The organism is Oligella sp. HMSC05A10 (assembly GCF_001808335.1).
Taxonomy (GTDB): domain Bacteria; phylum Pseudomonadota; class Gammaproteobacteria; order Burkholderiales; family Burkholderiaceae_B; genus Oligella; species Oligella urethralis.
The window spans coordinates 152,989-172,172 of record NZ_KV792927.1; the positions used below are offsets into that span (position 1 = coordinate 152,989).

The window sequence follows — 19,184 nt, forward strand, 5'->3', positions numbered from 1 at the left end:
TTAAACTAGAGAATTTTAAACCTAAAGGCTGTTAATACGCTATTTTCCTTAGTCCAGCACTGTGCTGCGGGAACGCGTGATTTAGCGATTGAATGCGACGAGTATGCTAAAATCCAACTATAATTCAATCGATTAGCCGGCTCTGCATGCCGGCGATTTTTTACTTAATGCATGATGAAAAAATCGCTATCCACCCTTGTCTTACTCGGCATCTCAGCCTTAATTATTCTTTTTATTTTAAGCTCTTTTTATAGGGTTCTGAATCGCGCCCCTAAATACAATCAAGAGCCTGCAATCGAAACCACCGTTGAGCAAGCAAACGCTCCTAGTGCAGCAGCGGATGACACTAGCCCAGCTGAAGCCGATGAAGCCGCAGCAGAAAACCCGATGGACAGCCTCGTCACTGCGCCTGCAAGTGCAGAGCAAGCTGAGGAAGCAGCAGAGCAAGAAACGAGCGATGATGAGGCCGAGCTCATGGGCACACCAGGTCAGTTAATTCATGACAACCCACATTTGCAAAATGCCGTGCCCCCAGTACCACAAGCACCACCTAGCCCACAAGGCTCGCCAGTGGTGACCGCACCCAATGAGCAATCCTACTCGGATACTGGTGATAGCGGCCAGCAAGGTAGCTTCCCACAACCGATTATCGTTGAGCCAACATTCCCTGACCGGGATAGCGGCGGCTCAACTAGCTTTCCGGCACCTGTCAGCCCTAATAACCAAGCAGCGATTTCTGATTTAACCCGCCCTGCCCCGGCACCTAGCGTGGCACCAACGGGCAATCGCTCCTTTCCAGCGCCGATTATTAACAACAATACCAGCGGTAGCTCGAATATCCGCAGCTATAGCAGCTTCCCTGCCCCACAATAACTCTGCAAAAATTAAAGGTCGAGGAAAATGATTCGCTCGACCTTTTAACCCTATCAGTGAGGCATTAATGCTTTAACTTCGTCTCCGCATCATCTGTCGCACCACTGACCTTAGCACTCGCTGCGGCCTCAGCGGCCAATTGCTCAATCTCCTCATCACTTAAAGGGGTCGGCATATACTCAAGGGCCTCCTCAAGCACCTGATCAATCCACTTAACTGGAATGATCTCTAAACCACTTTTCACATTGTCAGGGATCTCCTGCAGATCCTTAACATTTTCCTGAGGAATCAGCACCTTCTTAATGCCGCCACGCAAGGCTGCCAAGAGCTTTTCCTTAAGACCGCCAATGGCTAGTACCTCACCGCGCAAGGTGACCTCACCAGTCATTGCCACATCAGCACGCACCGGGATACCGGAGAGCGCAGAAACCAAGGCGGTAGTAATGGCAATACCGGCGGAAGGACCGTCTTTTGGTGTGGCTCCCTCTGGCACATGGATATGAATATCCTTTTTAGAGAAAATGCCATCCGCAAAACCTAAGCGTTGCGCACGCGCTCTGACCACGGTACGGGCGGCCTGCATGGACTCCTTCATGACATTACCTAAAGAACCGGTATGCTGAATTTGACCCTTGCCATTAACCACAGCAACCTCAATGGTCAGTAAATCACCGCCCACCTCAGTCCAAGCCAAACCAGTGACCTGACCTACTTGATTCTCAGCTTCGGCCAAACCAAAGCTAAAGCGTCTTACGCCTAAGAAATCAGATAAGTTATCCGCTGTCACCACAATAGCCTGAGGTCTAGCTGCTTTTTTAGCGGCTGCCTTCGTCGCTTTTTTGGCGGCTGTCGCGGTGCTCTTAGCTTTAGCCTCAGCACTCACAATTTGCTTAACCACCTTGCGGCAAATCTTACCAATCTCGCGCTCCAATGAACGTACACCCGCTTCACGCGTGTAGTATCGCACCACATCACGGATAGCCGATTCCTCAATGCGGAGTTCACCATCGTTAAGACCGTTATTCGTCATCAGCTTAGGAATCAAGTGATTACTTGCGATGGCCACTTTTTCATCTTCGGTATAACCTGAAAGACGGATCACCTCCATCCGGTCTAATAAAGCCGGTGGGATATTCAGCGTATTACTCGTGGCTACGAACATCACATCGGACAAATCGTAATCCACTTCGGCATAGTGATCCTGGAAGGTGTGATTTTGCTCGGGATCCAATACCTCTAATAAGGCTGAGGACGGGTCACCACGGAAGTCCATCCCCATCTTATCGATCTCATCCAATAAAAATAAGGGATTACGTACACCCACCTTGCTCATATTTTGCAGAATTTTACCCGGCATCGCACCAATATAGGTACGACGGTGACCACGGATTTCCGCCTCATCACGCACACCACCAAGTGCCATCCGCACATACTTACGGTTAGTCGCCTTGGCAATGGATTGGCCTAAGGAGGTTTTACCTACGCCCGGAGGACCAACCAAACACAAAATCGGCGCCTTAATTTTATCCACTCGTTGTTGCACTGCGAGATACTCTAAAATACGCTCTTTGACACGCTCTAAACCAGCATGATCCGCATCGAGCACTGCTTGCGCATCAGCTAAGGAGGTATTAATTTTGCTGCGTTTTTTCCAAGGTAAGCCGACTAAGGTCTCGATGTAATTACGAACCACACCGGCCTCAGCCGACATCGGTGACATCAGACGCAATTTCTTTAATTCACCCTCAGCCTTTTTGCGGGCTTCAGCCGGCATCCGCGCTGCTTCAATCTTGCGCTCCAACTCTTCAATATCAGCACCGTCTTCGCCCTCGCCCAATTCCTTTTGAATGGCTTTGACCTGCTCATTTAAATAGTAGTCACGCTGACTCTTTTCCATCTGCTTTTTAACGCGACTGCGGATTCGGCGCTCGACCTGGAGAATTTCAATTTCACTCTCGATATGGTTCAGCAATAACTCTAAACGCGCATTAACATCTAAAGTCTCTAAAGCCTCTTGCTTTTGCTCTTGCTTCATTGCTAAGTGTGAAGCAATTAAATCGGCTAAGCGATGTACATCCGTTGTGGAAGCCACTGAGGACACGAGCTCTGGCGCTAACTTTTTATTAAACTTGGCATATTGCTCAAATTGCTCTGTGATGGTGCGACGCATGGCCTCAAGATCAGGGCGCTCCTCTTCGTCGGGTAGCACCGGTAGGGCATCAGCCGCAAAAAAACTCTGACTATCGTCAATCGATTGCAAATGCGCACGTTGAATCCCCTCAACCAAGACTTTTACCGTACCGTCAGGTAATTTCAATAGCTGCAATACATTAGCAATCACGCCCATCTGATAAATATCATCGGGGCCTGGCTCATCCTGATTAGCAGACTTTTGAGCCACCAACACTATACGCTTATCCGTATGTGCCACCGACTCCTCTAAGGCTGCAATTGAACGCGAGCGACCAACAAATAGTGGGATCACCATGTGTGGAAAAATCACCACATCGCGCAATGGCAACAAGGGCAAGGTAATTGGTGACTCGGGTAATAAATTAGTATTTGACATATATTCCTGTCCCATCAAAAGACTATTATTCAGACATAATGGGGCTTAAACATGAAAGTTCAAGCCCCAAACTGCGTTTGTCAAACAAATTTTAAAAAACTTGTAATATGCTATCGCTACGATACATCAGAGATTGAGCTAGCTACATCGTCAGCGGCGACTAGATTACGTTGCCCCTTAACCAATATTGGCTTAGCTGAACCTGCCACGGCCTCCTCAGTCAAGATGACTTTGGCAATTTCTTGATAAGACGGTAAGTCAAACATCACATCCAACAGGCTATTTTCAACAATAGAGCGTAGACCACGAGCGCCTGTCTTGCGCTCAATCGCACGCTTAGCAATGGCAGTCAACGCTTCATCCGTCACTTCAAGCTCAACACCCTCCATTGCGAAAAGATGCTGATACTGCTTGATAATGGCGTTTTTAGGACGCGTTAAAATCTGTACTAAGGCGTCTTCATCCAATTCCTGTAAGGCAGCAATCACCGGTAAACGACCCACCAACTCAGGAATCAAGCCAAACTTGATGATATCGCTAGGCTCAACTAACTGGAATAACTCACCGGTCGCACGCTCTTCCTTAGCGTGAACAGCCGCCCCAAAACCAATACCAGACTCCTCGGTACGATTCTGAATCACCCGATCAAGACCATCAAAGGCACCACCAACGATAAATAGGATATTAGTCGTATCCACTTGAATAAAGTCCTGATTAGGATGTTTTCGTCCACCCTGCGGTGGTACCGAAGCAACCGTACCCTCAATCAGTTTAAGTAAGGCTTGTTGTACCCCCTCACCTGAGACATCACGCGTGATGGAAGGATTTTCAGACTTACGTGTAATCTTATCGATCTCATCAATGTAAACAATCGCCCGCTCTGCTTTTTCTACATCATAATCGCAATTTTGTAAAAGCTTGGTGATGATATTTTCCACATCCTCACCCACATAGCCTGCCTCGGTCAAGGTGGTCGCATCAGCCATCACAAAAGGCACATCCAACAAGCGTGAAATGGTTTGAGCTAATAAGGTCTTACCTGATCCGGTAGGTCCAATCAAGAGAATATTACTCTTAGCCAATTCGACCTCATCCTCGGTGCGATTCTGCTGATGACGAATCCGCTTATAATGGTTATAAACTGCGACTGCCAAATTACGCTTAGGCTTGTCCTGACCAATCACGTACTGATCAAGATGGGCCTTAATCTCTTGCGGCGTTGGTAACTCCTTTGCCATATCATCATGGACCGTCTGACGTACCGAATCAGCAATTAAATCGCTACTCATTGAGATACACTCGTCACAAATATAAGAGTTATTAATGCCTTTGATAAGGTGCCTAACCTCATCTGCACCTTTACCGCAAAAAGAACACTTCACATGCTTATCCGAAGATGAGCCACTTCTAGTCATAATCTATCTACTTAAAAAATCGTGCCAAAAAACTACTCGCGCTTAAGCAACACTTTATCCACAATACCAAATTGCTTGGCCTGCTCGGGATCCATGTAGTGATCGCGCTCGGTATGCTCACGAATCACTTCAATCGACTGACCGCTATGCTTAGCCAATAAAGCGTTCAAACGATCGCGTAGACTTAAGATCTCACGCGCCTGAATATCAATATCAGTGGCCTGACCCTGCGCACCACCTAAGGGCTGGTGAATCATAATCCGTGAATTCGGTAGGCTGTAACGCTTACCGGCGGCGCCTGCATTTAGCAAAAAAGCACCCATACTAGCCGCTAAACCAGTACACATCGTGGATACATCAGGCTTGATAAACTGCATCGTATCGTAAATGGCTAAGCCGGCATACACCCCACCACCTGGTGAGTTGATGTAGAGCGAAATATCCTTGTTAGGATTTTCAGACTCAAGAAATAATAACTGCGCCACCACTAGGTTGGCTGTTTGATCATTGACTGGGCCGACCATAAAGACGACACGCTCTTTAAGTAATCGTGAATAGATATCATAAGAGCGCTCACCGCGACCCGACTGCTCCACCACCATGGGGATATAGCCGAGTCCGTGCGGACGCACGGACTCATCACCATGAATGGAAGCATAAAAATCAGTAAACTGACGATTCATTAAGCTTGTCCCATTAACTCTTTAAAAGGCACCTCTTCCTCGGTGACTTTAGCTTTAGATAAGATGAAATCGATCATATTATCCTCAAGCACTAAGGCCTCTAAACCAGCACGCTGCTTTTGGTCGCTCAGGTAGTAGGCAACAACCTCTTCAGGTTTTTCATAGTTTTGAGCAAACTCTTCAATGCGTGCACGCACCTGTTCAGCGGTTGCTTGTAGTTTTTCCTGCTCAACAATTTCAGCGACTAATAGACCTAAACGCACACGACGCTCAGCTTCAGGCTTAAAGGTTTCAGTAGGAATCTGAGAGAAATCAAAGTCCTTCATGCCTTGAGCAGCGAACTCCTCACGTAAACTGTTTATACGCTCATTAATCTCATTATTCACCAAGGCAGTCGGCACTTCAAAATCAGTGGCATTAACTAAAGCGTCAAGAACACTAGACTTGGTGCGCTGTAATAAGCGGTTATCGCCCTCACGCTTGATATTGGCAAGAATTTCTTCGCGTAGCTTAGCCACATCGCCGTCTTCTTGACCTAAAGACTTAGCAAAGTCGGCATCTACCTCAGGCAACTCAGGCACAGCCACTTCCTTAAGCTTAAGCGTAAACTCAGCAGTCTTACCAGCGACTTCCTGACCCTGATAATCCTCGGGGAAGTTTAATTCAAAAGTCTTTTCCTCACCCGCTTTAAGACCCTTGGCCGCTTCTTCAAACTCTGGCAACATCATGCCACGACCTAAGACAAAATTAAAGTCCTCAGCCTGGCCACCTTGGAACTCTTCACCATCAATTTTACCGACGAAATCCACTAATAAGCGATCACCATCCTGCGCAGCACGACCCTCTTCCGGCTTGTACTCAGCACGCTGCTCACGCAAAATAGCTAAGGTATCTTCAAGCTGCTGCTCGCCGATATCACTGGTGTACTTAGTCACTTCAAGTGTGCCTAAATCAGGGATCTCAACCGTTGGGAACACCTCGAACTTAGCAGTAAAAGCTAACTTACCGTCTTCTTTTTCAGCTTCGCTATCGACAATCTCAGGGAAACCGGCAACACGTAGATCGGTCTCTTTGATAACGCGATCAAACTCTTCACCAACGCGTCTATTAATCACATCATAACGGATACTTGGGCCGTGCGAGCGCTCAACCACCGCTAAAGGCGCTTTGCCGGGACGGAATCCATCGACTTTGACCTTACGGGCTACTTTTTGTAATTCCTGTTTTACTTCAGCCTCAATAGCATCAAGTGATAACACGAGATCAACTTGACGAGCTAGGCCTTCAAGAGTTTGAACTTCCATTGTATTTCAACCTTTAATTTTATGGTTTGATGAGATATTTATAAAATTTTAACCCTATATTCTACCTTGTAAACGCATGAAAGGGCTATAAATCTCACACTAACTGTCTAAAACATCCGCTATCGGTTAATCAATCGCCGCTACGCATCACTAGAAGCGCATGCCGCCCCCAATACCAACACCGATACCACTATTGCTACTACCACCAATGCCTACGCCGCCACCAATGCCCACGCCTGTGCCTGAGCTGCTGCAGGCACTAAGCAGCAAAAGACTGGCTAGCAATACATACTTAATCAACTTCATTTCAGCCTCCAGATAAAATAGATTGTCGAAATCACTCAAACACGATAAGTATTGATTTTTACCATGGCGATGAATGCAACATTGTAATTTTCTGTGTAAAATGCAGGTAGGCTGAGTGCAGGATTGATAGCCTGGGCTGGATCACTGCGCCACCCATTGCTTATTATATATTGTAGTGCTTATCTACTTATCAATAGACATATCATTACTGACCACACATTTTATAAAGATATAGGAGTTTTTATGAGTGAAAATCAAGTAGACCCTACACCAGCTGCTGAGGCATCGACTGAAGCGCAGGATTTGCTGCAAGCTGCGCCTAAAAAGACTTTATTCAGTAGCGGCACCTTTGTGATTGCGCTGATTGTTTTTTCTTTATTTATTACCTTAATTACTTGGTCAGTGAGCTTTTTATCCATGTTCTTCGGAGCAATTGGTGCCCTGATTATGGCGGCTAAGAACTGCCTCTGCCAGGATAGTGAGCTGCGATTTGCCGAGATGGATGGCGCTTGCTGCCGCCTTAGTGATGAAAACTTTGCCTATCTGGCCTTACGTGCCGTGATTGGTATGTTGACGGGTACCGCCTTGTATTTAATTGCTTTTCAAAATGTGGCCGCCCCTTGGGCTGCGATTGCTGCCTTAAGTATGTTTGGCGGTTTAATCTTTGATCGTCTGCTATTCGGTCGCAAATAAATTGCTGTTTCACAGCACGCTAGCCGATTATCAAGACTCGAATTTTGGGTCAATGATAATCGGCTTTATTATGCCCATCACTAATTGATAATAATTGGCGTCTCTTGTTGCTTGACATGATCCGGCACCAATTCAATCGGCTTTGAGGGTAACTCAATTTGCTTCAGTTCAGAGCCTTTATCCTCTTTAGTATCACTTTGTGGCCTTGCCGGTATGGTCGGTGTCGAATCAGACTCTAGCATCTGAGTCTTGGTCTCACTCGCTTTAGACTGCTCAATCGGCACCCCATCAATATGAATCTCATCCAGTGTACCGCCCACCTTAAAGCGCTGAGTTAAACCCTGTTCTAAGGGACTTCGTAAAAGCCATTGTGATAAAAATGCCGCCACACCAACAGCCGGATTAACTAGGACCCCAGTTAACACGGCAGCACCACTAATATCCAGATGCGGTACTGCCACCACATCCAAATCAATGACTTTACTCGCTAAATTACCCTGTCCTTGCGCCACAATGGCGAGGAGCGGACTATCCAGTCTAAAGTCGGGCAACCATAAGACACCGTTTTTTAGCCCCAGATGAAAGCGTAAATAGCTGTAATTAATGGCATTTTTCCCCTCGGAACTAAATATCTTATGCAACTCGGGTAGCTTACTTAAGGCCTGCAATGATAGTAAGGACAAAATTCGCGTTGCACCATTGCTAACATGATTAATATGGCCATCACGCAATACGCCTAGCACATTTAATTCCATCTGCTCAGTCTCAAAATTCAGGACATCGCGAACGGTTGCGCTCCCTTGAATATCGCCATGGCCCGTGAGTAACTCCTCACCAGGCGCAAAAGCCTTAAATACAGCACCGGTATTTAAGGCATTGATATTAAAGCTAATATCCGCATTGAGTCTGTCTTTGACTTGACGCAAATAGGCTGCCCCAAAAAGATGCGCCTCCTGATCTTGAATAGCTAATTTATCTAGACGCCAATTGCGTGTATCCTCTGCCTCACCTTGAGCCTCAATATTCCTAAAATGATATTGATAAAAAGCTAGGTCCTTGATGTTTAAATGTAAACTATTAAGCCTCCAAGGACTATCAGCTGAGCTTTTAATGGGGCTATTGCTACTCGCCGTCTCATCCACTAGCGAGGGGGCTTGCTCATTTAAGCGCCAATGCAAGTGCTGAATATCCGCCCTCACATCATAAGCACCCTTAGCCGTGCTACTTTCTTGAAGCTGTAGCTGTCCCGTGATGGTGGGACCTGACAAGGATAAGGGTAAATGTTTAACACTTTTTAGCTGACTGCTCACACGCACCTCAGGCAGTGTCAATCCGCCCACGAGCAGCTCCTTTGCCCGCACATCAAAGCCACTAAGGGTAGACTCACTGTCACCACTATCAGCAAAACCAAAGCGTTTAATCCAATCGCTAAGCGCATCTACATCAACTGTGTCAACACTACCATGCAAATACAAGCCGCGCTCCGGCAATACCGGCACTTCACTAAAGCCAAGGGCACCCCGGCTAAATGCTAAGCCCTGACGATTATCACTAAAAAACTCACTGCTCAGCTGCAATGCTTTTTTATCATAATCCGCACTGATACGATCAATAAACTGATTGGCAGCCTGAGCCGGACGACGTTGCCACTGCACCACTAAGGGCGCTGCACGGCTTGCCGCTTTTACATACACCTTAGGATAATCAATGGCCAGCCCGATTAAATCGCTAGTCAGCTTCGCATCAAAAGCCTCCTTATCTAAGAATTGCAATCTAAATTCATAGGGCGTCAAACCCTTAAGCTGACGTAGGCCTGGCAATGAATAGTAATCATAAATCCCTTCACCACTCAATTGCCCACGCATCGTAAACGCATGACCAACACGACCGATATCACCACTCAATTGCACCGGACCACCCAACAGTTGCGCTTTGACATTATCGACGCTCAAATAGCGTTCATTAAAGGATAAGCGTCCGTTCATTGCCGTCGCCTTTGGAAAAGCCGGTGTGAATCTAAAGCTAGCGTCCTGTGCGATTAGCGTACCCTCAATCGTGGCACTGTCCATCGCCTTGAGTGGAATGCCTAGCTGCAAAGAGGCGCGCAGCTCACCCGTGGCCTCACTTTCATCTAAGGCATGATTCAATAAGGCACTGAGTGGCGTTTCCTTCATCAGCCCCAAAAATTGCTCAGCCGAACTCTCTGCAACCGCTGTGATTTGCAAGTTTGTGTCTGCTTCAAGGGAGTCAATCGTCGCGTGCAAATTATCATAGACAATGCTTTTCTCAGCTGCTGAATTATTCATCCAGCCACGATTCGCATCAATCACCATGCGATCATTTAAAAACTGAAAGGTACCCTGCTCCATATGCAGCACCGGCCATTTATCCCCTGTGGCTTGATGGTCAAAGTCCAGTGACATATCCTTAAAATGCGCAATAATGCGATTGACACCAGACTGTGGATAGCGTCCATAGGGATAGTGGTCGGCTAAACCATCAATTTCAAAATTGCCATGTTCCAAGGTACCATTAAGAAAAGCCCCATCTAACCAATCCAAGGCATCCGCCCCAATCACGATAGGGAGTAAACGTGGCAAATAAGCTGCCTGCAGCTGCTGAATATCACCTGATAGCTGTAGATGCCCACTGGCGTGATCTGGCACTGCATGCCAACTGCCTTGTGCTTTTAGCTGCACATTTGGATCGTCCACCCGTAGTGCCTGCACGGACAAGACGGGTAAGGCTGCATCATCCAATTCATAGGCGCCATTGATACTGACTTGCGCTAATTCAAACTCATGGCGAAAATAATCCCTCGCATGCACCCGAGCATCTTCCAACCGGGTCTGAAAATGCAGTGGTGCATGCTGATGACCCTGCCTACTCACAGCGGCTAAGGCATCCGCAACCTCACCACGTAGACTCAGGTCAAGCCCTTTAAACTGGGCTTGGGGCATGACAAAATCGCTTAATTGCACGGCGCTCTCAAAACGCTCCCAAAACCCCTGATGCAATTGCGCCTTGAGATCAAATTGGCGCACCACTAGCTGCTCAATTTGATACTGTGCCATTGCCATTGGTAATAATTGATCAGGCACGATGTCACGTGCATGCACACTTAAATGGCCTGATACCGCACGGTTTTTCTGCACTTCAAAGTCATGATAATCAATCAGACTATCGATAATAATGTCATGCTCAGATACCCTATCCGCATGTAGCACAAGCTCGCTTTTAATGCGCTGATTCTCTATCGTTAGCTGCGCTTTTTTCAATAACAGCTCAAAATCAAAGGCCGCATTTTCAGTGGAAGCATCACGCACGCTGAGCCTTAAATTCTCAATCGAGAGCTTTTTTAGCCATTTAAACAGTTTATCCCGCCCTAATAAATCAATTTGCTCACTAAAATCCTGGGTGAGAAAATTACTCAGTGCCGCAATAAAGGTCGCACTATCAGGCGCCTCCGTATCATGCGCCCCCTCGGGCAACTTACTAAAGCTAACATCACTCATTGGCAAACGATGCTGCCCCACCCACACATCACCTGCGCCATCAATAAATACCGGTAGCTGAGAATTACTCAGGCTAACACTAAGCAATTCACCTTGCCAAAATCTAAGTCCCAGCGCCAGACTCAGTCGCAGCTCCTCTGCCGAAGCGGGAGGCAATGCCTGGGTAGTATGCGCTTTAACGGGATTACGAAAATGGATATCACTCAGTATTAATTGCGGCTGTATCCCATCCCAACTCAAAGAGATGCCGCCAAACTCAATCGGCATGCCACTATGCTTTTGCACCATCGCTTGAATCGGCTCCCGCCATTGATCTAGACGTGGCGTAACATAGCCTACTAGGACGATGCTGATAAGCAGAAAAAGCCCAATCAGGATGCCAAGTAGATAGGTAGTAAAACGTAATACGCTGGAAAAAGCCCGCTTCAAAACTAACTCTTAAGTGCCAAGATAATTTAATGAGAACGCCAATCATACTGCAGATTGCCGTAAAGCTTAATATTATATGCTAGTGAGATTCGTTTTAAAGAAGCATTGCTATGAGCCTAGAGCAAAATAATCCATATGATTTCATCAATAAAGCCACTAGCTGGTCACAATACCTAGCCAATCGTTTAAACGCCGAAAAGGGTTTCGGCGAACGTTTAGCCCAGGATATTCAAACGCCACTCTGCGCTGAAACTGTTGATAATTACTTAAAAGCAGCGTTTTCTGAGCTGCAAACATTCACTGAAAATGAGTTTCAGCAATTAAAGCATAGCGATCTTCGTGAGCTAAAGGAGCATGCAAAGGTTGCGGAGCTGCTGTCTATTGATAACTGCAAACTCGTTTTGCGCCAGGTGCGCAAGCGCGTTTTTTGCGCCCTTGCGGTACGTGATATTTGCCACCTAGCACCGCTTGAAGAGGTGCTAAGTACAATAAGTTACTTTGCCGATGTCGCCGTGCAAATTGCTTATCGTGCCGCCATGCTGCAATTGATTACGCGTCACGGCATACCCTTTGATCCCAAACGTAATGAAGCCGTGGAGATGTTAATTATCGGCATGGGCAAACTGGGTGGTAAGGAATTAAATGTCTCCTCGGATATTGATTTAATCATGCTCTACCCGCTTGAAGGTCAGACCCTGGCAAGCGCAGAGAAACGCGTTATTAGCCATCATGAATTCTTTAGCAAAGTCACCCAGCGCATTGCCAACATCCTCTCGGATCATACGGCTGAGGGCTATGTCTTTCGCTGTGACTTACGCCTACGACCTGATGGCGACGGTAGTGCTTTGGCCTGGAGTTTAGAGGCACTCAGTAGTTACTTAGTGAAACAAGGTCGTGAGTGGGAGCGCTATGCCTGGTTAAAGGCGCGTGCTATCCCGCTCAAAGCCTTTAAGAATAGCCGCGAGCAGCATTATATTCAGCAGTTTTTAAGCATCCAATCACCCTTTGTGTTCAGAAAATACTTTGATTTTGATACCTTGGCGGCATTACGTAGCTTGCGCGAACAGATTCGTGAGGATTGGCATCAACGCAACAATGGCCGAGCCCTGCTTGGAAACCAAGACAATATCAAATTAGGTGAAGGTGGCATTCGTGAAATTGAGTTTATTGTGCAATTGGCACAATTAGTACGTGGTGGGCAAATGCCCTCGCTGAGACAAGCAAGCTTTTTTAAGGCATTGGAAGCCGAGCTACAAGCGGGCATTATTGACGAGGATGAAAAGCAGCTGTTGGACGAGGTCTATCGCTTTTTTAGACGCATTGAACATTTATTGCAGTACAAAGCCGATCAGCAAACCCACCTCCTCCCGCAAGGTGCCGAGGAGCTCAGTCAGTTAGCAGCGCTATTTGATTTAAGCTTAAATGAGTTTAACAGCAAGCTACAACACTACCGTGCTGAGGTGAGCCGCATTTTCAAAGCCGCCTTTAGGCTCGTGGGGGTGGATAAGGACACGCCAAGCGCCAGTGCTAACGAAACAAGCCAAGGTCCAACAACGGACCATCCTAGCGCCCCTAAGATCCTCGCAAGCCAAGCTGAACTCACGGCAACCGAGCAACAAGCCTTCGCTCGTACCTTTGAGGATATTGCCTTTATCACGGCCATTGAGCCCATGCTCACTAGCTTACAGCAAAGCTACCGCATCAAAAATCTCAACCAACCAGCTAAACATCGCTTAGACTCATTAATTCCCAAAATGATTCAAGCGGTGCACCAAGCCAAACAACCGTTAAATACCTTTTCTCGCCTGATGGATTTAATCGAAAATGTAGTGCAGCGCAGCTCCTATATGGCCTTACTCGATGAGTACCCCGAAGTACTCGGGCGAATTATCCGCATGCTCGATACCAGTCCTTGGATTGCCGACTATATCACCCGCCACCCGATTGTGCTGGATAAGCTAATTGACTGGCAAGAGCTGTTACAACCGATTGATATTGATAGCATCATGCAGCAACTGCGATTAGATTTAGATGCGAGCGTGTTGGAGGACGGTAGTCCGGATATGGAGCTGCAGATGAATCTGATGCGTGATCTGAAAAAACAGGTCACCTTCCAACTGCTGGCGCAAGATCTTGAAGGCATTATTACAGTAGAGCATTTGGCGGATATTCTATCATTATTGGCCGATAATTTATTGGCCGAAAGCATGCGCCGGGTCTGGCCTCTGGTATGCCAACGTTATGACAACAGCTGCATGCCGGCGCAACCAAAATTTGCCATTATTTCCTATGGTCGCTTAGGCGGCAAGGAGTTAGGCTATGTGTCCGATCTTGATTTAGTGTTTTTATTCGATGATGCCTCGGTGCAAGGGATAGAAATATACACGCGCTTTGCACGGCGCTTAACCAATTGGCTCAGTACCATGACCTCCTCCGGCCGTCTCTATGATATTGATACGCGCCTCAGACCGGATGGCAATGCTGGCTTGTTAGCGGTGTCGATTGATGGTTTTGAAAACTATCAACTGCACTCGGCTTGGTTATGGGAGCATCAGGCGCTTACCCGCGCTCGTTTTACTGCCGGTGATGCGAGTATCGGGCAACGATTTGAAGCGATTAGGCAATCCATCTTGCTACGCCAGCGCGACTTAGCTACACTTAAGCAAGGTATTGTCGATATGCGGCAACGTATCCATGAGGGCTACCCTAACCACAGTGCTTTTTTTGATCTGAAGCACGACCAAGGCGGTATGGTGGATATTGAGTTTATCACGCAATATATTGTGCTTGCCTATAGTCACCGCTACCCCGACTTAACTAGAAACTTGGGTAATATTGCCTTACTCAAAATGGCTGGTAATTACGGTCTATTACCTGAGCCTTTGGCCCATCAGGTTGCGGATATTTATCGTGTTTATCGTGCCAAGCAGCATAGCCTGCGCTTACAAGGCGATGAGCGTGCCCGTACCGACCCACAATCTATGCAAAATGAACGTCAAGCCGTTCGTGAGCTTTGGGAGCATGTCTTCTCAGAAGCTCAAACCTTACATCGGAGTGAATTCTAATGACTAACAGCAATCGCCCGCGTTTGGACGATAAGATTATCGCTAAACCGGAATTACCCGCCACCCCACGCGTCACGGAGATTGAACGTCCCAAATTAGCCTTACCCAAGGGGCGTCACAAGGTTCTGCTACATTCCTGCTGCGCTCCTTGTTCGGGCGAGGTGATGGAGGCCATGTTAGCCTCGGGTATTGATTACAGCATTTATTTTTATAATCCTAATATTCATCCTAAGCGTGAGTATGAGATTCGCAAGGAGGAAAATATCCGTTTTGCCCAAACGCATGGCATTGATTTTATAGATGCCGATTACGATACGGATAATTGGTTCGAGCGTGTTAAGGGGATGGAGTGGGAGCCAGAGCGCGGCATTCGCTGCACGGAGTGTTTTGATATGCGCTTTGAGCGTACTGCTCTCTATGCCGCTGAAAATGGCTTCGATACGATCACTAGTTCACTCGGCATTTCGCGCTGGAAAAATATGCAGCAGATTAATGACTGCGGTCAACGTGCTGCTGCCCGTTATCCCGAGCTCATTTATTGGACCTATAACTGGCGCAAAGGGGGTGGCTCTGCGCGTATGATTGAAATCAGTAAACGGGAAGAATTTTATCAGCAGGAATATTGTGGCTGTATTTACTCGCTACGAGATACTAACCACCATCGACGCCAAAACGGTCGAGAAAAAATTGAGATCGGCGTTAAGTTTTACAGCCACGACGATCTCAAACAGGAAGAAAATCGCTAATTAGCGGGCACAGCATCTGCTGTGGCCGCATTCGATTGAGCTGCGCCTGATGCTGGCACAGCGGTTGAGGGGGCCGAGCGATGTTCACTTGTTGGCGTTGCATTTGTGTCTGAGCTAGCCGCATCAGCACTAGAAGCTGTGGGCGTAGACGCTTTGGTGGCCTCAATTGCCCGTTGATCGGCCTTACTCACATCGGGTGTGGTGATAAAGCCCAAGCGCTTAACACCGGTGTTTCTGGCAGTAGCCATCACTTGAGCAATGTGCTCATAAAACACCTCACCATCAGCGCGAATGCGCAGATTGATGGTTTTTTCCTCTTGCTCCTTGACCAATTGCGTCATTTTTTCGCTTAACTGATCCATATCAAGCGGCTCATTATTCCAATACATTTCACCGCTCGCCTTAATCGCTAAATCAATGCTTTCTGGATCCTGTTCTGCAGGTTGGCTACTAACACGTGGCACATCAATTTTAATAGCATGTGTTAATAAAGGCGCCGTAATCATAAAGATGATTAACAGCACCAACATCACATCAATCAAGGGAATCATATTGATTTCCGAGACAGTACCCATTTGTTGGCGATTCGAACTAAAGCCTCCGAATGATGACATGAGCTATTCCTTTATAGATTGAGGCTGAGTCTGTACCGGTGTGGCCACAGCTTTTGACACAGTTAAGCTATCCGTCGTTTGAATGGTGGCGCCCGTAGAAACAAAGGCAAACACATCGTGTGCAAAGCTATCAATTTTGGACAGCATGACACGGTTTCTACGCACAAAAGCATTCAAAGCCAACACCGCTGGAATGGCCACCGCCAAACCTAAACCGGTCATAATCAAAGCCTCACCCACAGGCCCAGCTACCTCGTTAATATTGACCCCATCCGACATCCCGATATTAATTAAGGCATGATAAACACCCCAAACCGTACCGAATAAACCGATAAAGGGCGAGGTCGCACCGATCGAAGCCATCACGGTCAAACCATTTTCCATACGAGCCGTTTCCTCATCAATCACACGGCGCATATTGCGAATCGTAAAATCTGCACTGCTACCGATATCCGATAAGCGTGAACCGCCGTATTGCTGATGATAATGACTGGCCTTAATCGCATGGTGAGCTAAACGTCCAAAGGGATTGTTATAGCCGTTTTGCTCAAGATCAGCGGCCACTTCATCGAGTGATTTGGCGTTCCAAAAGCGCTTTAAAAAACGCTTACTACGAATACTCTGAATTCGATTGGAGATACCCTTTACAAAAATCAAATACCACGTCAGCAAAGACATCAAACACAAAATCACAAAAAGCGTCTTGCCGACAACATCACTTTGCTCTACAAAATGCAGCATATTCTGTTGAGTGGTTAGCTGTTCAGCTGCCTTAGCCGTAGCTTCCGTACTTGCCTGCGCTGCCGGCTCCGCAATTTGATTTAAAATGGTTTTGACTAGGTTCATAATTTGCACTTCAAAATTAAATAAAAAGAAAAACTATCTCACTTGAATATTAATGGTGAAATCACCCCGTGCCTTACGCGCCACACCATTGACCACATGTGGCTTAAAGGCTAGTTGTTGACGCAATTGACGCAATAGATCACGATTTAAACGAGGATTACCGCCCGATAAAATATTGACATCCATCAGCCGCCCTTTCTCGTCCACCGTCACCCGCACTCGAATTGCTACCGTTTGCCCACGAGCAAAGCCATGACTACTGTCCACCCGCAAGTTTGGACGACGCGCAAAATTCAAAGCCGAGACATTAACTGCTTGACCACTCACGGGGGCAGCCGGTTTCGCATTAGGCTGACCGGTGGGTGTGCCGAATGGTTTCGTCGTCTTCGTTAACGACTTAAATTGTTGTGGTGCTTGAGGCTTGGGCTGTGGTTTAGGCCGCTCCACTGGTTTAGGTTTAGGCTTGGGTTTTGGTTTCGGTTTTGGTTTCGGTTTGGGCTCAACAATGGGTTCCGGTTCCGGCTCAGGTTCGTGTTCCGGTTCCGGCTCCGGTTCCGGTTCCGGCTCCGGTTCTGGTTCGGGCTCAGGCTCCGGTTCTGGTTCGGGTTCAGGTTCTGGTTCTTCCAACTGCTCACCTAAAGGTATTGGCGCCTCTGGCTCAAAGAACGCGACCTCTACAATCTCCTCCTGCCCTTTAGGCTCGGGGACATTGAAAGCATAACTATAACTAATCAAGGAATAAACACCAGCAAATAAAGCGCCCACGCAAACAGCACTTAATAGGCGGATTTTCCAAGTTGATTCAGGGTAAATATAATTCGATTCCGGATGCACTTTTTTCTAAAGATATTCTTTAAACAAGCAAAGCTCAGGGCTGCTTATCATCATTCCAAACAAATGAAATGATAACAATTATCATTTATAGTGTCTAGTGAAATCAGCGACTATCCTATCATTAGATCTCAAATAAAACACCCAGCTCAGATAAAATCCAAGCTGGGTGTGAAATAAGCAGCCCTAATAAAGGCTATCGACTAAGCTATCGCACTAGGCAATCAGCGAAGCGACTACTTAGCGACTGGGGTCACCTCTTTGGCCTGAGGACCTTTAGGGCCATCAGCAACGACAAAACTAACTTCCTGATTTTCCTCTAAGGTACGGTAACCCTCGGTATCAATATCCGTGTGATGTACAAATAAATCCTGACCACCTGAAGCCGGTTTAATAAAACCAAAACCCTTTTGATTGTTAAACCACTTAACAACGCCGTTTTCTTTAGACATGTATAACTCTCGTAAAACTAAAAAACAAAATGAATTCTAACTTACTAAAATGACGTTAATATGACTAGACGGCAAAAGTAATTCAGAAGTCCATAATAGTGTACCTTAACTCCCTATCTTGTGAATACAAAAAAACCCTTAATAATTTACTATTAAGGGTTTTCCTGATTACGTATTTGTCTTAAATCAAATACATATAGCTTTAAGCCTTATTAAACACAAGCTCACCGTCTTTGGCATCAACCACAATCACATCTTTTTCAGCAAATTTACCTTCAAGAATCAACTTGGACAGTGGATTCTCAACCTTTTGCTGTATTGCACGTTTTAGCGGTCTAGCACCAAACACCGGATCAAAACCAGCCTCCGCCAATACCGCTAAAGCAGCATCCGTGATCTGCAGATCCATTTCCATGGCTTGAACTCGTTCAACCAAACGATCAATCTGAATCTTAGCAATGGCTTGGATATTTTTCTGATCCAGTGAGTGGAACACCACCACCTCATCAATACGGTTTAGGAACTCTGGACGGAAAGACTGCTTAACCTCTTCCCATACCACCGCTTTAACCGCATCATAAGGCTCATCCTGCATGCGTTGAATATGCTCCGAACCAAGGTTGGAGGTCATGATGATAACGGTATTTCTAAAGCTCACCGTACGACCCTGACCGTCGGTCAAGCGACCATCATCCAACACTTGCAAGAGGACGTTAAAGACGTCCGGATGTGCTTTTTCAACCTCATCCAACAGCACCACGCTATAAGGCTTACGACGTACTGCTTCAGTTAAATAACCACCCTCTTCATAGCCCACATAGCCCGGAGGCGCACCGATTAAAC

Annotated in this window: 15 protein-coding genes; 4 read left to right on the top strand and 11 right to left on the bottom strand. The window is 46.7% G+C overall.

Features of this window, described 5'->3' with window-relative positions; all coding sequences use genetic code 11:
* Window positions 1-171 precede the first annotated feature (171 nt).
* On the top strand, window positions 172-873 hold the full coding sequence (locus HMPREF3144_RS06285) for a hypothetical protein (protein WP_070476974.1): 702 nt from the start codon (window positions 172-174) through the stop codon (window positions 871-873).
* A gap of 64 nt (window positions 874-937) precedes the next feature.
* On the opposite strand, the gene lon is transcribed toward HMPREF3144_RS06285, so the two are convergent.
* The 5 genes from lon to HMPREF3144_RS11695 form a co-directional block, all read right to left on the bottom strand.
* On the bottom strand, window positions 938-3,442 hold the full coding sequence (gene lon / locus HMPREF3144_RS06290) for an endopeptidase La (RefSeq protein ID WP_018026316.1): 2,505 nt from the start codon (window positions 3,440-3,442) through the stop codon (window positions 938-940).
* 116 nt (window positions 3,443-3,558) lie between these two features.
* Window positions 3,559-4,860, bottom strand: coding sequence for an ATP-dependent Clp protease ATP-binding subunit ClpX (gene clpX, locus HMPREF3144_RS06295; RefSeq protein WP_168163061.1), 1,302 nt, complete (start codon window positions 4,858-4,860; stop codon window positions 3,559-3,561).
* Window positions 4,861-4,889: 29 nt separating this feature from the next.
* Window positions 4,890-5,540: an ATP-dependent Clp endopeptidase proteolytic subunit ClpP gene (clpP, locus tag HMPREF3144_RS06300; RefSeq protein WP_018026314.1), complete on the bottom strand. Its 651-nt coding sequence runs from the start codon at window positions 5,538-5,540 to the stop codon at window positions 4,890-4,892.
* Window positions 5,540-6,844: a trigger factor gene (tig, locus tag HMPREF3144_RS06305; protein WP_036557230.1), complete on the bottom strand. Its 1,305-nt coding sequence runs from the start codon at window positions 6,842-6,844 to the stop codon at window positions 5,540-5,542. Before tig ends, clpP begins: the two co-directional genes overlap by 1 nt.
* 150 nt (window positions 6,845-6,994) lie before the next feature.
* Window positions 6,995-7,150 (bottom strand): hypothetical protein, encoded by a 156-nt coding sequence (locus HMPREF3144_RS11695; protein WP_168163058.1) that lies wholly within the window; start codon window positions 7,148-7,150, stop codon window positions 6,995-6,997.
* 243 nt (window positions 7,151-7,393) lie between these two features.
* On the opposite strand from HMPREF3144_RS11695, the gene HMPREF3144_RS06310 reads away from it, so the two are divergent.
* A complete protein-coding gene (locus HMPREF3144_RS06310) occupies window positions 7,394-7,843 on the top strand; it encodes a hypothetical protein (protein ID WP_018026311.1) in 450 nt (149 codons plus the stop codon).
* A gap of 80 nt (window positions 7,844-7,923) precedes the next feature.
* Here the strand turns inward: HMPREF3144_RS06310 and HMPREF3144_RS06315 are convergent, their stop codons facing one another.
* Entirely contained in the window at window positions 7,924-11,787 is a 3,864-nt protein-coding gene (locus HMPREF3144_RS06315) for a YhdP family phospholipid transporter (protein ID WP_070476978.1), read from the bottom strand.
* A gap of 110 nt (window positions 11,788-11,897) precedes the next feature.
* Between HMPREF3144_RS06315 and glnE the strand changes: the two genes are divergently transcribed.
* The gene (glnE, locus tag HMPREF3144_RS06320; RefSeq protein ID WP_070476980.1) at window positions 11,898-14,852 is read left to right on the top strand and encodes a bifunctional [glutamate--ammonia ligase]-adenylyl-L-tyrosine phosphorylase/[glutamate--ammonia-ligase] adenylyltransferase; all 2,955 of its coding nucleotides are present in this window, start codon (window positions 11,898-11,900) and stop codon (window positions 14,850-14,852) included.
* Window positions 14,852-15,598, top strand: a complete 747-nt coding sequence (locus HMPREF3144_RS06325; protein WP_246823912.1) for an epoxyqueuosine reductase QueH — start codon at window positions 14,852-14,854, stop codon at window positions 15,596-15,598. The genes glnE and HMPREF3144_RS06325 overlap by 1 nt, the downstream gene beginning before the upstream one ends.
* Here the strand turns inward: HMPREF3144_RS06325 and HMPREF3144_RS06330 are convergent.
* The 5 genes from HMPREF3144_RS06330 to HMPREF3144_RS11875 form a co-directional block, all read right to left on the bottom strand.
* On the bottom strand, window positions 15,595-16,212 hold the full coding sequence (locus HMPREF3144_RS06330) for an ExbD/TolR family protein (protein ID WP_070476982.1): 618 nt from the start codon (window positions 16,210-16,212) through the stop codon (window positions 15,595-15,597). The two genes, HMPREF3144_RS06325 and HMPREF3144_RS06330, sit on opposite strands and share 4 nt — an antisense overlap.
* Window positions 16,213-16,215: 3 nt before the next feature.
* Window positions 16,216-17,058, bottom strand: a complete 843-nt coding sequence (locus tag HMPREF3144_RS06335; RefSeq protein ID WP_036557243.1) for a MotA/TolQ/ExbB proton channel family protein — start codon at window positions 17,056-17,058, stop codon at window positions 16,216-16,218.
* Between the two features lie 33 nt (window positions 17,059-17,091).
* Entirely contained in the window at window positions 17,092-17,892 is an 801-nt protein-coding gene (locus HMPREF3144_RS11700) for an energy transducer TonB (protein WP_168163059.1), read from the bottom strand.
* A gap of 233 nt (window positions 17,893-18,125) precedes the next feature.
* The gene (locus tag HMPREF3144_RS06345; RefSeq protein ID WP_018026304.1) at window positions 18,126-18,341 is read right to left on the bottom strand and encodes a cold-shock protein; all 216 of its coding nucleotides are present in this window, start codon (window positions 18,339-18,341) and stop codon (window positions 18,126-18,128) included.
* Window positions 18,342-18,543: 202 nt separating this feature from the next.
* Window positions 18,544-19,184, bottom strand: a 641-nt coding sequence (locus HMPREF3144_RS11875) for an AAA family ATPase (protein ID WP_246823914.1), incomplete at its 5' end; no start/stop codon positions are given.